Origin of the sequence: Pseudomonas sp. P97.38, assembly GCF_001269745.1 — a bacterium.
In the GTDB taxonomy this organism is placed as follows: domain Bacteria; phylum Pseudomonadota; class Gammaproteobacteria; order Pseudomonadales; family Pseudomonadaceae; genus Aquipseudomonas; species Aquipseudomonas chlororaphis_E.
The window spans coordinates 49,514-64,640 of the sequence record NZ_LHVJ01000011.1 but is presented as its reverse complement, the minus strand read 5'-3'; the positions used below and the strand labels follow the sequence as shown (position 1 = coordinate 64,640).

The 15,127-nt window shown below is 62.5% G+C and carries 16 protein-coding genes; 4 read left to right on the top strand and 12 right to left on the bottom strand.

The genetic code is table 11. The features are described from left to right. Window positions 1–31: 31 nt before the first annotated feature. The 8 genes from AD664_RS05935 to AD664_RS05900 all read right to left on the bottom strand — a co-directional run bounded on the left by AD664_RS05935 (window position 32) and on the right by AD664_RS05900 (window position 6,993). The gene (locus tag AD664_RS05935) at window positions 32–778 is read right to left on the bottom strand and encodes a hypothetical protein (RefSeq protein WP_053145117.1); all 747 of its coding nucleotides are present in this window, start codon (window positions 776–778) and stop codon (window positions 32–34) included. Window positions 779–835: 57 nt separating this feature from the next. Continuing rightward, window positions 836–1,516 carry a C39 family peptidase gene (locus AD664_RS05930; RefSeq protein ID WP_053145115.1) on the bottom strand — a complete coding sequence of 227 codons (681 nt, stop codon included), beginning with the start codon at window positions 1,514–1,516 and terminating at the stop codon, window positions 836–838. A 172-nt stretch (window positions 1,517–1,688) separates the two neighbouring features. After that, window positions 1,689–2,687, bottom strand: a complete 999-nt coding sequence (locus tag AD664_RS05925; protein WP_047738745.1) for a hypothetical protein — start codon at window positions 2,685–2,687, stop codon at window positions 1,689–1,691. A gap of 62 nt (window positions 2,688–2,749) precedes the next feature. Continuing rightward, window positions 2,750–3,328: a hypothetical protein gene (locus AD664_RS05920; protein ID WP_053145114.1), complete on the bottom strand. Its 579-nt coding sequence runs from the start codon at window positions 3,326–3,328 to the stop codon at window positions 2,750–2,752. Window position 3,329: 1 nt separating this feature from the next. Beyond that, window positions 3,330–3,776: a hypothetical protein gene (locus AD664_RS05915; RefSeq protein WP_053145112.1), complete on the bottom strand. Its 447-nt coding sequence runs from the start codon at window positions 3,774–3,776 to the stop codon at window positions 3,330–3,332. Between the two features lie 295 nt (window positions 3,777–4,071). Continuing rightward, window positions 4,072–4,611: an AAA family ATPase gene (locus AD664_RS05910; protein ID WP_053145110.1), complete on the bottom strand. Its 540-nt coding sequence runs from the start codon at window positions 4,609–4,611 to the stop codon at window positions 4,072–4,074. Continuing rightward, complete coding sequence (gene pnuC, locus AD664_RS05905; RefSeq protein ID WP_042732649.1) at window positions 4,608–5,171, bottom strand: nicotinamide riboside transporter PnuC; 564 nt, start codon at window positions 5,169–5,171, stop codon at window positions 4,608–4,610. Before pnuC ends, AD664_RS05910 begins: the two co-directional genes overlap by 4 nt. A 187-nt stretch (window positions 5,172–5,358) precedes the next feature. Next, a complete protein-coding gene (locus AD664_RS05900; protein WP_053145107.1) occupies window positions 5,359–6,993 on the bottom strand; it encodes a methyl-accepting chemotaxis protein in 1,635 nt (544 codons plus the stop codon). A 274-nt stretch (window positions 6,994–7,267) separates the two neighbouring features. On the opposite strand from AD664_RS05900, the gene AD664_RS05895 reads away from it, so the two are divergent. Next, a complete protein-coding gene (locus AD664_RS05895; protein ID WP_042732651.1) occupies window positions 7,268–8,098 on the top strand; it encodes an undecaprenyl-diphosphate phosphatase in 831 nt (276 codons plus the stop codon). After that, on the top strand, window positions 8,095–8,511 hold the full coding sequence (locus tag AD664_RS05890; RefSeq protein ID WP_053145105.1) for a DUF1294 domain-containing protein: 417 nt from the start codon (window positions 8,095–8,097) through the stop codon (window positions 8,509–8,511). The genes AD664_RS05895 and AD664_RS05890 overlap by 4 nt, the downstream gene beginning before the upstream one ends. Window positions 8,512–8,514: 3 nt before the next feature. Here AD664_RS05890 and AD664_RS05885 read toward each other — a convergent pair whose 3' ends face one another. Continuing rightward, on the bottom strand, window positions 8,515–8,868 hold the full coding sequence (locus AD664_RS05885; RefSeq protein WP_053145102.1) for an MmcQ/YjbR family DNA-binding protein: 354 nt from the start codon (window positions 8,866–8,868) through the stop codon (window positions 8,515–8,517). Beyond that, entirely contained in the window at window positions 8,865–9,773 is a 909-nt protein-coding gene (locus AD664_RS05880) for a LysR substrate-binding domain-containing protein (protein WP_053145100.1), read from the bottom strand. The genes AD664_RS05885 and AD664_RS05880 overlap by 4 nt, the downstream gene beginning before the upstream one ends. Window positions 9,774–9,904: 131 nt before the next feature. Between AD664_RS05880 and AD664_RS05875 the strand changes: the two genes are divergently transcribed. Both AD664_RS05875 and AD664_RS05870 read left to right on the top strand, forming a co-directional pair. After that, complete coding sequence (locus AD664_RS05875; protein WP_053145097.1) at window positions 9,905–10,513, top strand: FMN-dependent NADH-azoreductase; 609 nt, start codon at window positions 9,905–9,907, stop codon at window positions 10,511–10,513. Window positions 10,514–10,690: 177 nt separating this feature from the next. Continuing rightward, the gene (locus AD664_RS05870) at window positions 10,691–11,728 is read left to right on the top strand and encodes a dienelactone hydrolase (RefSeq protein WP_053145095.1); all 1,038 of its coding nucleotides are present in this window, start codon (window positions 10,691–10,693) and stop codon (window positions 11,726–11,728) included. On the opposite strand, the gene AD664_RS05865 is transcribed toward AD664_RS05870, so the two are convergent. After that, window positions 11,722–12,915, bottom strand: a complete 1,194-nt coding sequence (locus tag AD664_RS05865; RefSeq protein WP_053145093.1) for an MFS transporter — start codon at window positions 12,913–12,915, stop codon at window positions 11,722–11,724. The genes AD664_RS05870 and AD664_RS05865 overlap by 7 nt on opposite strands. A gap of 316 nt (window positions 12,916–13,231) precedes the next feature. Continuing rightward, window positions 13,232–14,818 (bottom strand): ABC-F family ATPase, encoded by a 1,587-nt coding sequence (locus tag AD664_RS05860; RefSeq protein ID WP_083454145.1) that lies wholly within the window; start codon window positions 14,816–14,818, stop codon window positions 13,232–13,234. Window positions 14,819–15,127 lie beyond the last annotated feature (309 nt).

The following is a 15,127-nucleotide window of genomic DNA, read 5'->3' as shown; positions in this document are numbered from 1 at the left end:
TATTTGCCCAGTGGTTGAAAGGCAGCGTAGTTCAATAACCGAGGTTACGCAGGCCTCGCAATTGGGTCAGGTTGCAGTCCAGCGCACCGGCGCTGGGGCCGTTGTTGTTCAGCACCACGTTGAGCTGGGTCATGTTGGTGACCAGGTTGCTGTTGCCCAGCAGACGGGTGTTCTGCAGCAGGCCGCCCTGGGCGACTTGTTGCAGGCTGCTGCCCTGGTTGTGACTGGCCTGGATCGCCATCTGCACGCCACTGCTGGTGGCCGTGACCGCGACGCTGCCGGCGGCGTTGCTGCCGCTGATGGTCTGGCCGCGCGTCAACAACTGGCCCTGGGCGGGTGCCAGGGCAGGTGCCTGGTTGCTTTCCTTCACATTGATGTCGACGTTGTTGTACGCGGTGTTGCCGTCGCCGGCCGCGCGTACGCTCTGGGTCACGCCCTGGCCCGTGCCAAGGCCTGCGCCACCGGTGATGTTGCCGCTGCCCTGGTCCGGGACGCTGCCGTTGCCGGTCTGCTTGATGGTGGAGACGTAGAATTCGGGCTTGATGGTGGCGGCCTGGATCTGCATCGAACTGCTGGCGCCGATCAGGTCGCCACTGGCGTTGCGCCAGGTGCTGCTCATGACGATGCCAAAGCTGATGATCCGGCCGGGCATGACATACCGGCCGCGCAGTTCGGCAAGCTCCTGATCCTTGACTTCGATAGGTTTGAATCCGGCGTAGGCGTGGGCCGGGACTGAAGCGGCCAGGCAGGCCAGCGTCAGCCAATGTGACGTTTTCATGTACTGCTCCCGGAGCGTCCTGCTCCTTATTGTCGTTATGTTGGCGTTGGTCGGCGATTAAAAGAAGTCGCTCTGTATGAAGCCGAAATCCATCAGTTCTGCATCCCTGACCGGGTTGAACCCGTCCAGCTTGTTACGTGCCGTCAGCGGTTGCGGAGGGCTGCGCAACGCATTGGTCTTGTCGTAGCCTGGCCCGACGATGGCAAAGACGATGCCGTTCCAGCCCTTGACGAAATCTTCCTGGGCGTAGCGTTTATGGCCCAGCACCGGGTCGGCGATATAGACCCATTGCTTGTCGGCGCGCTGCAATACCACGAAGTGCTTGTAGCCGCGGATTTCCATCAGCACCACCACCGGAATGGTCACCGCTTCGAGTTTCTCGGGCGGTATCCGGTAGCCTCGGGCGCGCATCCCGATGGTTTCCACGTAGCGTTTCATGTCGAGCATGGAAAACCCCTGGGTGCGGACCAGGTTCTGGTCGGCATTGACCAGCATGCCCTTGATGACGTGTTCTTCATCGACATCCAGCCAATAGGCCTGACGCAGCACCGTGGCCAGCGCGGCGGCACCGCAGCTGAAATCGGTTTTCTGCTCGACGATATCGCTGAACTTGCGCTCGCGTACGCTTTGCACCGGCTTGAAGACCAGCATGCCGCCAGGCAGGGCGGCCACCGGCATCTGCGCGGCCTCAGCCACGCAAGCGACGCAAAGCAGCAGGGAAAGGGCCATTGCACGCATGATCGATACGCCTGGGGAGTCGTGGAAAAAAAGCCCCGTTCGTGGACAACGCTATTGGCTCAAGGTCTTTGTGAACCCTGTGGCCAGGGAGCAAGCTCCCTCGCCACGGGCCCATTTCAAATCCCGTGAATGGCTAGCACGACCGGTTCCGGGGGCTTCGTTTCATGCGCGTCTACATGCAGGCCTTGCAACCTGCGGCAATGGACAGCGAGTTGCTTTGCTGGTTGCCCACGCCGGCCGACACGTTGGCGCCACCGTTACCGGAGAAGCCGTTCATGGAGTTGCTCATGGTGGCGTTGTTGATCACAGGGTTTTTCCAGCCATCGCGGGTCAACACCTGCTGGGTGTTGCTGCCGGCCAGGTCGAAGGTGCCCACGGCGCTGAACTTGAACTTGTCGTCGTCGTGGCCGCCGCCATAACCGCCGCCCTTGTTGTCCCAGCCGCCATGATTGTCGTCTTCGGCGGTGCCGCTGCCTTTGGCCTTGAACGTACCGGAGGCGCTGTAGGTGCTGGTGAGGGTGTCGGTCTTGTAGGTCCGCACGCCTTTGTTGTCCACTTCCAGGCCGGTGGAGGTCTGGTCGGCCGACGCCGAGGCTTGGGCGACGCGACCGCCGGAAACGGCGATGGCCAGGTTGTTTTTCTGTTGGTTGAAGTTGCCGGCGGTCACGTTGATGCCGATGTTGCCGGAGCCGTTGTTGCCTGCGTTGGTGAGCGAGGCATTGTTCTGGGTGGAGTTATTCTTGACGTAGTTGTTGTTATTGACCTGGGTCGCACTGGACATGGCGACGGCCGAGCCAAAGATGAAGCTTTCGTCAGCGGTGGCCAGGGCGGCGGCGTTGTCCTGCTGGTTACCGTCGCCACCTGCGACGTTGGCACCCATGTTGCCGTTGCTGCCATTGAGCGAGTCCTTGGCGTCAGCGGTGTTGCGGGTGGCCTGGTTGGTCACCACGTTGCCGTCGCTGTTCTGCTCGTCCAGCACCGTAGCCCCAGCGCCGGCACTGATGGAGAGCATTTGATCCAGCGTCGGACCTTGTTGGCCATGGTTGCCATGGCCGTGCCCATTGCCATGTCCATTGCCGTGATTGTTATCGTTACCGCCAGCCTGCGCGGCCATGGCCATGACAGCGGCGAGAGCGAAAACCAATGGTTTGAGTGCCATTGTAGGTTTCATAGTGTTTCTCCTTGCGTGTCGTTGGTTAAGTGTCGGTACTTTCTTATGCGCACTGCGCCGGGTCAGTCAGCGACCCGGATGCTCAGGGTGTTGGCCATGCGGTTCCCCACCCCGGCACTCTGGTTCACCTGAATCACCCCTCGGCTGCCGGTGAAGGCCTGGTCGCTGGTTACGACCTGGCGACTGCCGGTTGGGGCGCCAGTTGCTCCTGAGTTCGGTAGCAACGCCACGTTCTGTTGGGAAAGGGCGCTGTCATCAATGCTCTGCGGGTGGGCACTGATGCCCACTCGCATGACATTGGCCATCTGGTTGTTGGTCCCGGCGGACTGGTTGACGCCCAGCACGCCGTCGCCATGGGTGAATGCGTTGCCGCCGATACGGGCGGTGGCGTTCATGTTCGGGTTGGCCGACGTGTCGAGACGCTGGCGTACGGTGGTGGTGGCCTGGGCGTCGGTGCCAATGGCAATTGCCCGGGTATTGGTCTGCTGGGTCTGGTCGCCGGCCGCCTGGTTGATGTTGAGGTTGCCGGTGTAGCGACTGCCGGAATCCTGCAGGTTGGCGCTGTTGACCAGTGCCACACCTGGGTCGGCAAGGGCGATGGAGGAGCCGAACAGGGCCAGCAGGCAAAGGACGGGCTTCATCTCATTGGCCTCCCGCCAGCCGACCCAACGGGGCCAGGCCGGAGCTGAGCGAGCGGTTGATGGTGCCGGAGATCGCGCCGCCGCTGCCGCCGCCGTGTCCGGCACTCATGCCGGGCATGCCGTTGGGGTTGGTCACCACGTTCAGGCCCTGCATGCCGGTGTTCGGGTTGACGGTGCCGCGGATCGACGAGCCGCTGGCGACGCTGGCGAACTCGCCATCGCTCAGCTCGGTGCTGGTGGTCACCTGATGGATTCGTTCGGATGGGTTGGCATTGACGGTGGTCGGATAGGGGTCTTTGCCGCCATTGCGACCGATGGGAATGGGTTGCACGTCACGGCTGAGCACAATGACGCCGTTGCCTTCGGCCTGCACCGGCGGGCTGAGGGTTGCGCTGGTGGCGCAGCCGATCAACAGCAGACAGGTCAAGCTTCTTTCGAAAGTCCCCACGACGGCGATTCCTTCTTCGGTGGGCTGGCCCGGGTCCAGCGTTGCGAAGTAGGGCAGAGCAGGTGTTGTGCCGTGTTTTGAAACGGCTTTGGATTCAATGGGTTGTCGTCAACGAAGCGGCATGGTGGGTGACAGGTGTTTCAGCGCTGAGACACTGCCCGTGTCCGTCAGGCTGCGTCCCGCTGTCCCAGGGCTCTGGATCCAGGCTTTCAGCGGGGTGTTTCAGCGACTTTACAATCAAGATGACCGTTGGATGAAGCGGCTTTGCAGGCGGGGTTGGCGTGGGAGATGTGTTTCAGGGATGCAACACATCCGGGTGGAGCAACTGGGCTACGACGGCGAAAACTCGCTCCTGGCGTTGCGCCCAGTTGCCTTCGATCACCTGGTAGGGCTGAGCGTGGCGAACCAGCCACTGCTCGATCGCCTTGAAAAAGGCCATGCGTTCGGCGAGTTCCGGCTGGCAGCGCAAGCCGTCGCCGGTCCATTCGACCTGCTCGGGGCTCAGCAGCAGGTGCAGGTCGTAATGGCGGCTCAGCAATGCCGGTTCGAGCCAGGCCGGGCAATTACCGAAGAGGGTCTGGCTCCAGAGGATGTTGCTCAGCAGGTGCGTGTCGAGGATCAGCAGCGCCGGCTGGCGGGCTCGGGCGGTGTCCTCCCAGGCCAGTTGCCCGGTGGCGATCTCGGGGATGTCGGCCAGGCAGGTGTCGCGTGGGTTCTGCTCCATGAAATGGCGGACATACTCGTCCACCCGCAGGCCGCCGAAGTGCGTCTGCAACTGCTCGGCCAGCCAGCTCTTGCCGCTGGATTCCGGGCCTGTCAGCACGACCACCTTCATGCGCGCAGCGCCGGGTCGGCACGCCATTCCCGCCAACCTTGCACGGCCAGGAGGGTGAACAACGCGTACAAGGCGGCGGTCAGGTACAGGCCCTTGTAGATGAACAGGGCGACGAAAATGCAGTCCAGGGCGATCCACAGCGGCCAGCATTGCACGCGTTTCTGCGCCATCCACCACTGGGCCACCAGGCTAAAACCGGTCAATGCGGCGTCGAGCCAGGGCTGGGCGGCGTCGGTCCAGTGGGCCATGGCCGCGCCCAATACCAGGCTTCCCGCCGCGCCGATGCCCAGGCCTAGCCACACCGACGGCGCTTGCAGGCGCGTGACCTGACGGCCTTCATGGGCCTGCCCGGCGCGGGTCCATTGCCACCAGCCGTAGAGCTGCAGCACGGCGTAGATCACCTGCAGCAACATGTCGGAATACAACTTCACGTCGTAGAAAATCCAGCTGTACAGCAACACCATGACCAGGCCGATCGGCCAGCACCAGGGGTTCTGCTTGACGGTCAACCAGACAGCGATCACACCGAGGGCCGCGGCAAACAGTTCGAGCCCGGACATGGTGGTTCCTTGGGGAAGTGGAAGAGGGCGGCGATTGTAAACGGTATGGCGGGGGCAGCTCCAACTTCAATGCTGGAGCGTTCGCGAGCAAGCTCGCTCCCACAGGTTGATCCTTGGCGGACACAGGATTTGTGCTCACCGTAGATCCCTTGTGGGAGCGGGCTTGCCCGCGAAGCCGGTCTACCGGCTAGACGCGGAACTGCGTGAGCAATCCGTTCAATTGCTCACTCAATGCCTTGAGCCGGGTGCTCGCCAGGCTCGACTGTTCGGCGGCCAGGGCGGTGCTGTGAGAGAGGCCGGCAGCCTGGGTGACGTTCTGGTTGATGTCTTCCACCACATGGGCCTGTTGCAAGGTCGCGCTGGCGATGGAGGCGTTCAGGCTGTTGAGGTTGCGCAGGGCCTGGCCGATCGCGTTGAGGCTGGCGCCCGCCAGGCCGGCCTGTTCGATGGTCAGTTGCGAGGCCCGGCTGCTGTCGCTGATGACCTTGACCGCGGCCTCGGAATGGTTCTGCAGGCGCTCGATCATCGCCTGGATCTCGGCGGTGGATTTCTGCGTGCGTTGCGCCAGCAGCCGCACTTCATCGGCCACCACCGCAAAACCGCGGCCCTGTTCGCCCGCGCGGGCGGCTTCGATCGCGGCGTTGAGGGCCAGCAGGTTGGTCTGCTCGGCAATCGAGCGGATTACCTCCAGGACGCTGCCAATCTGGGTGCTTTCGCTGGCCAGGGTGCGGATTACCTCCACCGCCTGGTCGATGGTCTGGGACAGTCGATCGATCTGCTGCAAGCTGCCGTCGATGTTCACCTGGCCCTGCTGCGCCTGGGATTCGGCGTCGCGCATCTCGCTGGCGGCATGCTCGGCGTTCTTCGCCACGTCCTGCACGCCATAGGTCACCTGGTTGATCGCCGTGGCCACCAATTCCATTTGCTGCGACTGCTGCTGGCTGCGTTCCTGGGCCTGGGCGGCGTCGCTGCCCAACTCGTTGGAGGATTGCCCCAGGGCACTGGCCGAGGCCTGCAACTGGCTCACCACCTGGCGCAGCTTGGCGGTAAAGGCGTTGAAATGCCGGGCCAGTTGCGTGACTTCGTCCTGGCCGTGGGTGTCGAGGGTGCGGGTCAGGTCGCTTTCGCCGCTGGCGATGTTCGCCATGGCGTTCACCGTTTCCTGCAATGGCCGCACGATGCTGCGCACGATCAGTGTCAACAGCACGGCCATGATCAGGGTGATCCCCAGGCCGACCAGCGACGCCTTGATCAACTGGGCGCGGAATTCCGCGGCCACGTCGTCCACGTATACCCCCGAGCCGATCACCCAGCCCCAAGGCTCGAACAGTTTGACGTAGGAGGTCTTGCCCACCGGGGCCTCGGCGCCCGGTTTCGGCCAGAGGTAATCCACCATGCCCGCGCCCTTGGACTTGGCGATGGCGACCATTTCGTTGAACAGAGCAAAGCCGTTCGGGTCGCGGATAGCCGAGAGGTTCTGGCCTTCGAGTTTCGGGTTGGTCGGGTGCATGACCATGACCGGCGTCAGGTCATTGATCCAGAAATAATCGGTGTCGTTGTAGCGCAGGCCGCGCACGGCGCTGAGGGCCTGTTTCTGTGCCGCGTCGCGGGTCAGGGTGCCAGCGGTTTCCAGGCCATGGTAATAGCTCAGCACGCCACTGGCGGTCTGCACCACGTGCTGGGTCTTCTGTACCTTGGCCTGATACAGATCGTAATGGATCTGTTTGAGCATCAAGGCGCCCAACGTGAACAGCATCACGATGGCCACGACCAGGATGAGCCATAAGCGTCGGCTGATCGACACATTGCGCAAGCTATTCATACGCTGTCACTCCAGTTTTCTTATTCTTGTCAGCAACGACCGGCGGGGCTCGAGCATCCGTCGGTATCGCCTGACTTTTCTAACCCCATAACGCGGCAGCGTTATTCGGGCTTGTCTGATAGGATTTCGGCCCCGCGGCGCAAAACCTGAGCCTGAGTTGATGTTTCATTGGTTTTTTTTGAGCGGTCGCAGTTATCGTGCACCCGCTGCGGGCACCTGCCTGACACTTTAATTTTGATGAGACCCTGGCAGACAGGGCTTTTTTGGGGGATGAATGGATTTGTGGACCGCCTTTTCGGCACTGATTCTTGGCGTGGTAGAAGGCTTGACGGAGTTCCTGCCGATTTCCAGCACCGGGCACCAGATCGTGGTCGCCGACTTGCTGGACTTTGGCGGCGAGCGCTCCATGGCGTTCAACATCATCATCCAGCTCGGCGCGATCCTGGCGGTGGTCTGGGAATTCCGGCAAAAAATCTTTGACGTCGTGCTGGGCTTGCCGACCCAGCCGAGTGCGCGTCGGTTTACCGCCAACCTGCTGATCGCCTTCTTGCCGGCGGTGGTGCTGGGCGTGTTGCTGGCCGACTGGATTCACCATTACCTGTTCAACCCGATTACGGTCGCCGCGGCGTTGGTGGTGGGCGGCCTGGTGATGCTCTGGGCCGAGAAGCGTCAGCATCGGGTGCACGCCGAAACGGTAGACGACATCACCTGGAAGGACGCCTTGAAGGTTGGCCTGGCCCAGTGCATCGCGATGATTCCCGGCACCTCCCGTTCCGGCGCCACCATCATTGGCGGATTGCTGTTCGGCCTCTCGCGCAAGACCGCGACCGAGTTCTCGTTCTTCCTGGCAATGCCCACCATGGTCGGCGCGGCCGTCTATTCGGGCTACAAGTACCGTGAATTGTTCGTCCCGGCGGATTTCCCGGTGTTTGCCATCGGCTTCGTCACCGCGTTCATCTTCGCCATGATCGCCGTCAAGGCCTTGCTGCGTTTCATCGCCAGCCACAGCTACGCGGTGTTCGCCTGGTACCGGATTGCGTTCGGCCTGTTGATCCTGGCCACCTGGCAATTCGGTTGGGTGGACTGGTCTGCCGCCCAGCCATGAATGATTCAGGCACCCGCAAGCGCACCGCCAATGGCGCGGTGCAGCACTGGCGGCTCAAACTGGTGGTGTTCGCGTTGCTGTGTGCCTTGCCGCTGTTCGGCTCGCTAACGCTGGCGCTGCGGGAGGAGTCGTGGGTGCCCCTGGTGGCCTACGGCGTCGTCAGCGCGGTAGCGTTCGTGCTGTATTGGCGCGACAAGCGCAAGGCTCGCGCCGATGCCTGGCGTACCCCGGAAAACGTGCTGCATGCCGTGGAGCTGGCGGGCGGTTGGCCCGGTGCCCTGTTGGCCCAGCAGGTGTTCCGCCACAAGACCCGCAAGGTCTCGTTCCAGTTGGTGTTCTGGTGCATCGTGCTGTTGCACCAGGTGTTCTGGGTCGACCAACTGTTCCTGGGCGGCCTGTTGCGGCGGTTCTGAGTGTCAGTCCATCAGCAGGCCGACCTGGACGCGCTTGGGCAATTTACTCACCACCAGTTGATGGGAACGCCGGATCAGGCTGCGCAGTTCGTCGTCGCCCAGTGGGTAGGGCACCTCCATGATGATCCACTGGGCCCGCGCCAGGTACGGAGCGGGGTGGATGCCTGGCCGATCGCAATGGCCGAGAAACAAATCCTTGTCGACCTTGAACGCCAGTGAATCGCTGCGCAGGCCTTGCAGGGCGAACATCTTGTTGCCGGCGATGGAAAACACCCGCACGCCGCCCCATTTGTAATCTTCTCGCGCACCGGGCAAGCCCAGGCAGAACGCCGCGACATCCTCTTCGCTCAAACTCATATCATTCGTTCCCCACAAAGCTCGAAGGCTTCCACCAGATGATCGATCCACGCGCGCACTGCCGGTAGCATGCCGCGCCGATGAGGGTAGACCGCCTGGAGCCAGCCGTCCGGCGACGACCAGCCAGGCAACAGTTCGACCAGTCTGCCGTCCAGCAACTCCTGCTCGCAATACATGCTGGGCAATAAAGTGAAGCCCAGGCCGGCGAGGGTGCAGGCGCGCCGCACGATGAAATCGTCGATGCCCAAGCGCGCCTCCAGGGTCAGCTCGGCGCTTTGGCCATCGGCCTTGAGCAGGCGCATGTGCACCAGGCGATCGGCTTCCAGTGCCCCAAGCACCGGCAGCTGCTTGAGGTCCTCCGGGGTGTTGACCCGGCGTCCTTCGATCAGCGCAGGGCTGGCGACCATCAGCAGCCGCGCCTGGCGCAGTCGGCGGGTCATCAGCAGCGGGTCTTCGTCGCCGATGTCGCGCACCCGCAGCGCCACATCGATGCCCTCGCTGACCAGGTCGACCCGGCGGTTGACCAGGATCATTTCCAACTGGACCTGGGGGAATTTCGCCAGGAAGGCGCTGATCACCCCCGGCAGGATCTGGTGGGCCAGGCCGACCGGGCTCGACACCCGCAAGCGTCCACGGGGTTCGCTCGACATGCTCGCCACCGCCTCGTCGGCCATTTCGGCTTCCAGCAACATGGCCTGGCAATGGCGCAGGTAGCGTTCGCCGACCGCCGTCAGCTTTAGCTGTCGGGTGGTGCGTTGCAGCAGGCGGGCGTCGAGGCGTTCTTCCAGCTCGGCAATGCGCCGCGACAGGCGTGACTTGGGGATGCCCAGGGTGCGGCCGGCGGCAGCAAAGCCGCCAGCTTCGACAACTTTGGCGAAATAGTACAAATCATTTAGGTCTTGCATGTTCGGCGCTCTATTGTCCTGCCAGTAGGACGAACTATCGCATTGACGCAGTCTTATCGACTATTGGTTTCGTCGATAGGATTGTCCTCAATTGATCGCCTGGTTGCGATCCTCACTTGGAGAGCGTTCACATGAAACTGCTGCACATCGATTCGAGCATCCTGGGCGACAACTCCGCTTCCCGCCAATTGAGCCGCGAAGTGGTGCAGGCCTGGCAGGCTGCCGAGCCCGGTATTGTGGTGACCTACCGTGACCTGGCCGCCGACGCCATCAGCCATTTCTCGGCCCAGACTTTGGTTGCCGCCGGCACCAGCGCTGAACTGCGCGACGCCGCCTTGCAGCACGAAGCCGAGCTCAGCGCCACCACGCTGGCCGAATTCCAGGCTGCCGACGCGGTCGTCATCGCGGCACCGATGTACAACTTCACCATTCCGACCCAGCTGAAGGCCTGGATCGACCGCATTGCCGTGGCCGGCCAGACCTTCAGCTACAGCGAAGCCGGCCCTGTGGGCCTGTGCGGCGGCAAGAAACTGGTGATCGTCTCCACCGCAGGCGGCTTGCACGCCGGCCAACCCAGCGGTCTGGCCCACGAGGACTACCTCAAGCATATGTTCGGCTTCCTGGGCATCACCGACATCGAAGTGATCCGTGCCGAAGGCCTGGCCTACGGCGAGGAGATGCACGCCAAGGCCATGACCGCCGCCAAGGCGCAGATCGGCGAACAGTTCGCCGCTGCGTAAAGCTTGGGTAAAAAAGCCAAGCGCTTCGGGCAACTTCGGTAAAACTCTGTACTCTGAACGTCATGGACGGCCAGGGTGCAGAGTTTTCCTGCATCTGGCGAAGGCTTTTGGCGCAGGTTATGCACGCCAAGCTGCGAGCCACCGGTATCTGGCCGGATGGTGAAAGTGGAAGATGCGATGATACGTCTTGGTGCGCAATTACTGTTTTGCCTGCTCGGCAGCCTGGGTTCAGTGCAGGCCGCCCCGGCCCCGCATCCGCATTGGAGCGCCGGGTTCCATGAGCTGAGCTTTCTCGATCCGCTGGACCGCCAGCCGATGCACGCCATCGCCTTCTACCCGTCTACCGCCAGGGACCAGTCCAGCCAACTGGGTGGCTACCAGATCGATGCCGCCCCGGAAGCCCAGATCGCCATTGGCCGTTTCCCTCTGCTGATGCTGTCCCACGGCAATACCGGTACGCCGTTGGCCCTGCACGACCTGGCCACCTCATTGGCGCGCAAGGGCTTCGTGGTGGTGGCGGTGATTCATCCCGGGGATAACGCCCAGGACCATAGCCGGCTCGGCACCTTGAGCAACCTGTACGGGCGGCCGATCCAGATTTCCGCCGCTATTACCGCGACGCTGAACGATTCGATGCTCTCGCCGTTCGTCAATGCCGGGCAAGTGGGGGTCATCGGTTACTCGGCCGGGGGCGAGACCGCATTGATCCTGTCCGGTGCCACGCCCGACCTTAATCGCCTGCGCCGCTATTGCCAGGAGCGGCCTGACGACCGTGACGCCTGCAACACCCAGGGCGAGTTGATCGCCGACCGGGATGACCTGCAACCCGAGGCCGACCCCAGGGTTCGGGCGCTGTTGCTCATGGCGCCGTTGAGCCTGAAGTTTGGCCGGCACACCCTGGCGGACGTCCATGTGCCGGTGCTGCTCTACAGCGGTGACGGCGACAAGCTCGTGGCCTTCGACAAGAATGCCGCCGCGCTGGCGCGCAAGCTGCCTATCGCACCGGACTTCAAGACACTGGCGGGCGCTGGGCATTTCGTCTTTTTGGCGCCGTGCACCGAAGAGCAGATTGCCGCAATGCCGGCCCTGTGCACCGATGCCGATGGCGTTGACCGTAAAGACATCCACCGGACGATGATTTCCGAGGCCGGGCGCTTTTTCAGCGACGCCCTGGGCAAGCCGAGCCGAGCGGGCTTGAGTACTGCCGATCAATAGCCTTTCTGTTCGGCCCGCCGACGCAGTAGCAGAGTCAGGCCGAGGCCGGTGATGGACAGCAGCGCCGCGCAGAAAAAGATCGACGAATAGCCCAGGTTCAACGCCACCGCACCCATCAGCGGGCCGGCAATCGCCAGCGCCAGGTCAAAGAACACCGCGTAAGCGCTCAACCCCGCGCCGCGACTGGTGTTGGGCACTTGTTTGATCGCTTCCACGCCCAGCGCCGGGTACACCAACGACAGCCCGAACCCCGCCAGCCCGGCACCCACCAGGGCGAATGCGCTGGACGGCGCCAGCCAAAGCAGCGCCAGCCCCACGGTTTCGATGCTCATGCAGGCGATGGCCGAGCTGAAGCCGCCGAAGCGGGCAATGCTGGAAATGAACAGCAACCGCGCCAGGATGAAGCAGATGCCGAAGACCGTCAGGCACCAGGCCGCGCCGCTCCAGCCGCGGCTGACATAGAACAGCGTGATGAACGTGGTGAGGGTGCCATAGCCGATCGAGGCCAGGCTCAGGCTCGCGCCGTATGGCGCAATGCGCCCGAACACCGCCCAGAAGGGCAGGCGTTCGCCGCGGATGACCGGCACAGAAGGTTTGTGGCGAATCATCAGCAGCGCCAAGCCGGCCAGCAACGCCAACGCGAGCCCCAGGCTGGTGAACCCCAGCGCATCGACCATCACCACCCCCAGCGGAGCACCGATGGCGATGGCCCCGTACGAGGCGATGCCGTTCCAGGAAATCGAGCGGGCGGTATGCTCCACGCCCACCTGGCCCATGCACCAGCTGATCGTGCCCACGCCAATCAGGCCTTGGGCGATGCCGAGCAGCAAGCGGGCAACAATCAGGATCACCAGGCTCACCAGCGGCAGGCTTTGCAGCAGCGTCGAGAGCAAGGTCAGCACGCCACTGAGCACAATCCCCGACAATCCGTAGACGATCGCCCGCTTGGTGCCAACGCTGTCCGACACCCGCCCGGCCATGGGGCGGCTGAGCAGGGTGGCCAGGTACTGGGAACCGATGGTCAACCCCGCCACCACCGCGCTGAAGCCCAGTTGTTCGTGCACATACCCCGGCAACACGGCAATCGGCAGGCCGATGCAGAGGAAGGCAATGAAGGTATAGAAAACGATCGAGACGATCTGCAAGGTGATCGACAAGGAACTGGGCGCAGAGGAGGGTGTGGACATGAGGCTCGTTCGCGGGCGGCGGTAAGAGTGCTTCATCATGGCTCGGGGAACGGATAAAAGAAAGCAGGCTAACTAAATGTGCACATTGAAGGTCACCACAGGGGACCTTTGCCAGGCGCAGATTGTGTGAACATCCCCCATTTAATTGTGGGAGCGGGCTTGCCCGCGAAAGCGGTCTGTCTGTGCCGATGATGCTGGCTGGGCCGGTGCTTTCGCGAGCAAGCTCGCTCCCACCAGGGATCTGTGCGATTGAAATGAAAAAGCCCTGTCACATCGGACAGGGCTTTTCACGTGTAGCTTGCAGCTCGAGGCTGACTTAGAACATCACACCCTGGCTGCGCAGGTAGTCGTCGTAGGTGCCGCTGAAGTCGACCACGCCGTCTGCGCTCAGCTCGATGATGCGGGTGGCCAGGGATGAGACGAACTCACGGTCGTGGCTGACGAAGATCAGCGTGCCCGGGTAGTTCTCCAGCGCCAGGTTCAACGCCTCGATGGATTCCATGTCCAGGTGGTTGGTCGGCTCGTCCATCACCAGCACGTTGGGCTTTTGCAGGATCAGCTTGCCGAACAGCATGCGACCCTGTTCACCACCGGAGATGACCTTGACCGACTTGAGGATCTCGTCGTTGGAAAACAGCATGCGGCCCAGGGTGCCACGGATCATCTGCTCGCCCTGGGTCCATTGGCCCATCCAGTCGAACAGGCTGACATCGTCGGCGAAGTCATGGGCATGGTCCTGGGCGTAGTAACCCAGTTCCGCGCTTTCGGTCCACTTCACCGAGCCGGCGTCCGGCGCCAGCTCGCCCATCAGGGTGCGCAGCAGGGTGGTCTTGCCGATGCCGTTGGGGCCGATGATCGCCACGCGTTCGTCGGCTTCGACGGTGAAGCTGAAGTTCTTGAACAGGGTCTTGCCGTCGAAGCCCTTGGACATGCGCTCGATGGTCACCGCCTGGCGGTGCAGTTTCTTGGTCTGTTCGAAGCGGATGAACGGGCTCACGCGGCTCGATGGCTTGACCTCGGCGAGCTGGATCTTGTCGATCTGCTTGGCGCGAGAGGTGGCCTGCTTGGCTTTCGAGGCGTTGGCCGAGAAGCGGCTGACGAAGGTCTGCAGCTCGGCGATCTGGGCTTTCTTCTTGGCGTTGTCCGACAGCAGCTGCTCGCGGGACTGGGTGGCCGCGATCATGTACTCGTCGTAGTTGCCCGGGAACAGGCGCAGCTCGCCGTAGTCCAGGTCGGCCATGTGGGTGCAGACGCTGTTGAGGAAGTGCCGGTCGTGGGAAATGATGATCATGGTGCTGTTACGCGCCGTGAGAATGTTTTCCAGCCAGCGAATGGTGTTGATGTCCAGGTGGTTGGTCGGTTCGTCGAGCAACAGCACTTCCGGATCGGAGAACAGCGCCTGGGCAAGCAGCACGCGCAGCTTCCAGCCCGGCGCGACTTCGGTCATCGGGCCGAAGTGTTGCTCTAATGGAATGCCCAGGCCCAGCAGCAGTTCGCCGGCACGGGATTCGGCGGTGTAGCCGTCCATTTCGGCGAACTCGGTTTCCAGCTCGGCCACGGCCATGCCGTCTTCTTCGGTCATTTCCGGCAGGGAATAGATGCGATCGCGCTCGGCCTTGACCTTCCACAGCTCTTCGTGACCCATGATCACGGTATCGATCACGGTGAATTGTTCGTAGGCGAACTGGTCCTGGCGCAGTTTACCCAGGCGCACGTTCGGCTCGAGCATGACCTGGCCGCCGGACGGCTCGAGGTCGCCACCGAGGATTTTCATGAAAGTCGACTTGCCGCAACCGTTGGCACCGATCAGGCCGTAGCGGTTGCCCGCGCCGAATTTGACAGAGACGTTTTCGAACAGCGGCTTGGCGCCGAACTGCATCGTGATGTTAGCTGTAGAGATCAAAGGTTTATCCTGCGGAACATTCAGAGTAGCTAAGGGTGCGGCAGTACCTGTTCAGTACCTGTTTGCGCCGATCGGGAACGCACTAAAGGCGTCGCGGCGAGCGCAAGGGTCCATCCGGCATAAGAGGACAGCAGCATACGGAGCGCCTGGCCCGGTCGACGTGCGCCGAAGCCGGGGTCGCGGTATCGGCCAAAAAAGGGGGCGCTGAAGTTTGGCGGCGATTGTACTGGTCTGGCCGCATTAACGATAGGGTATTGCTCGGGCAAGACAGTTTTTCACAAATGAGGATAACTTTCAGTTACAAACTCT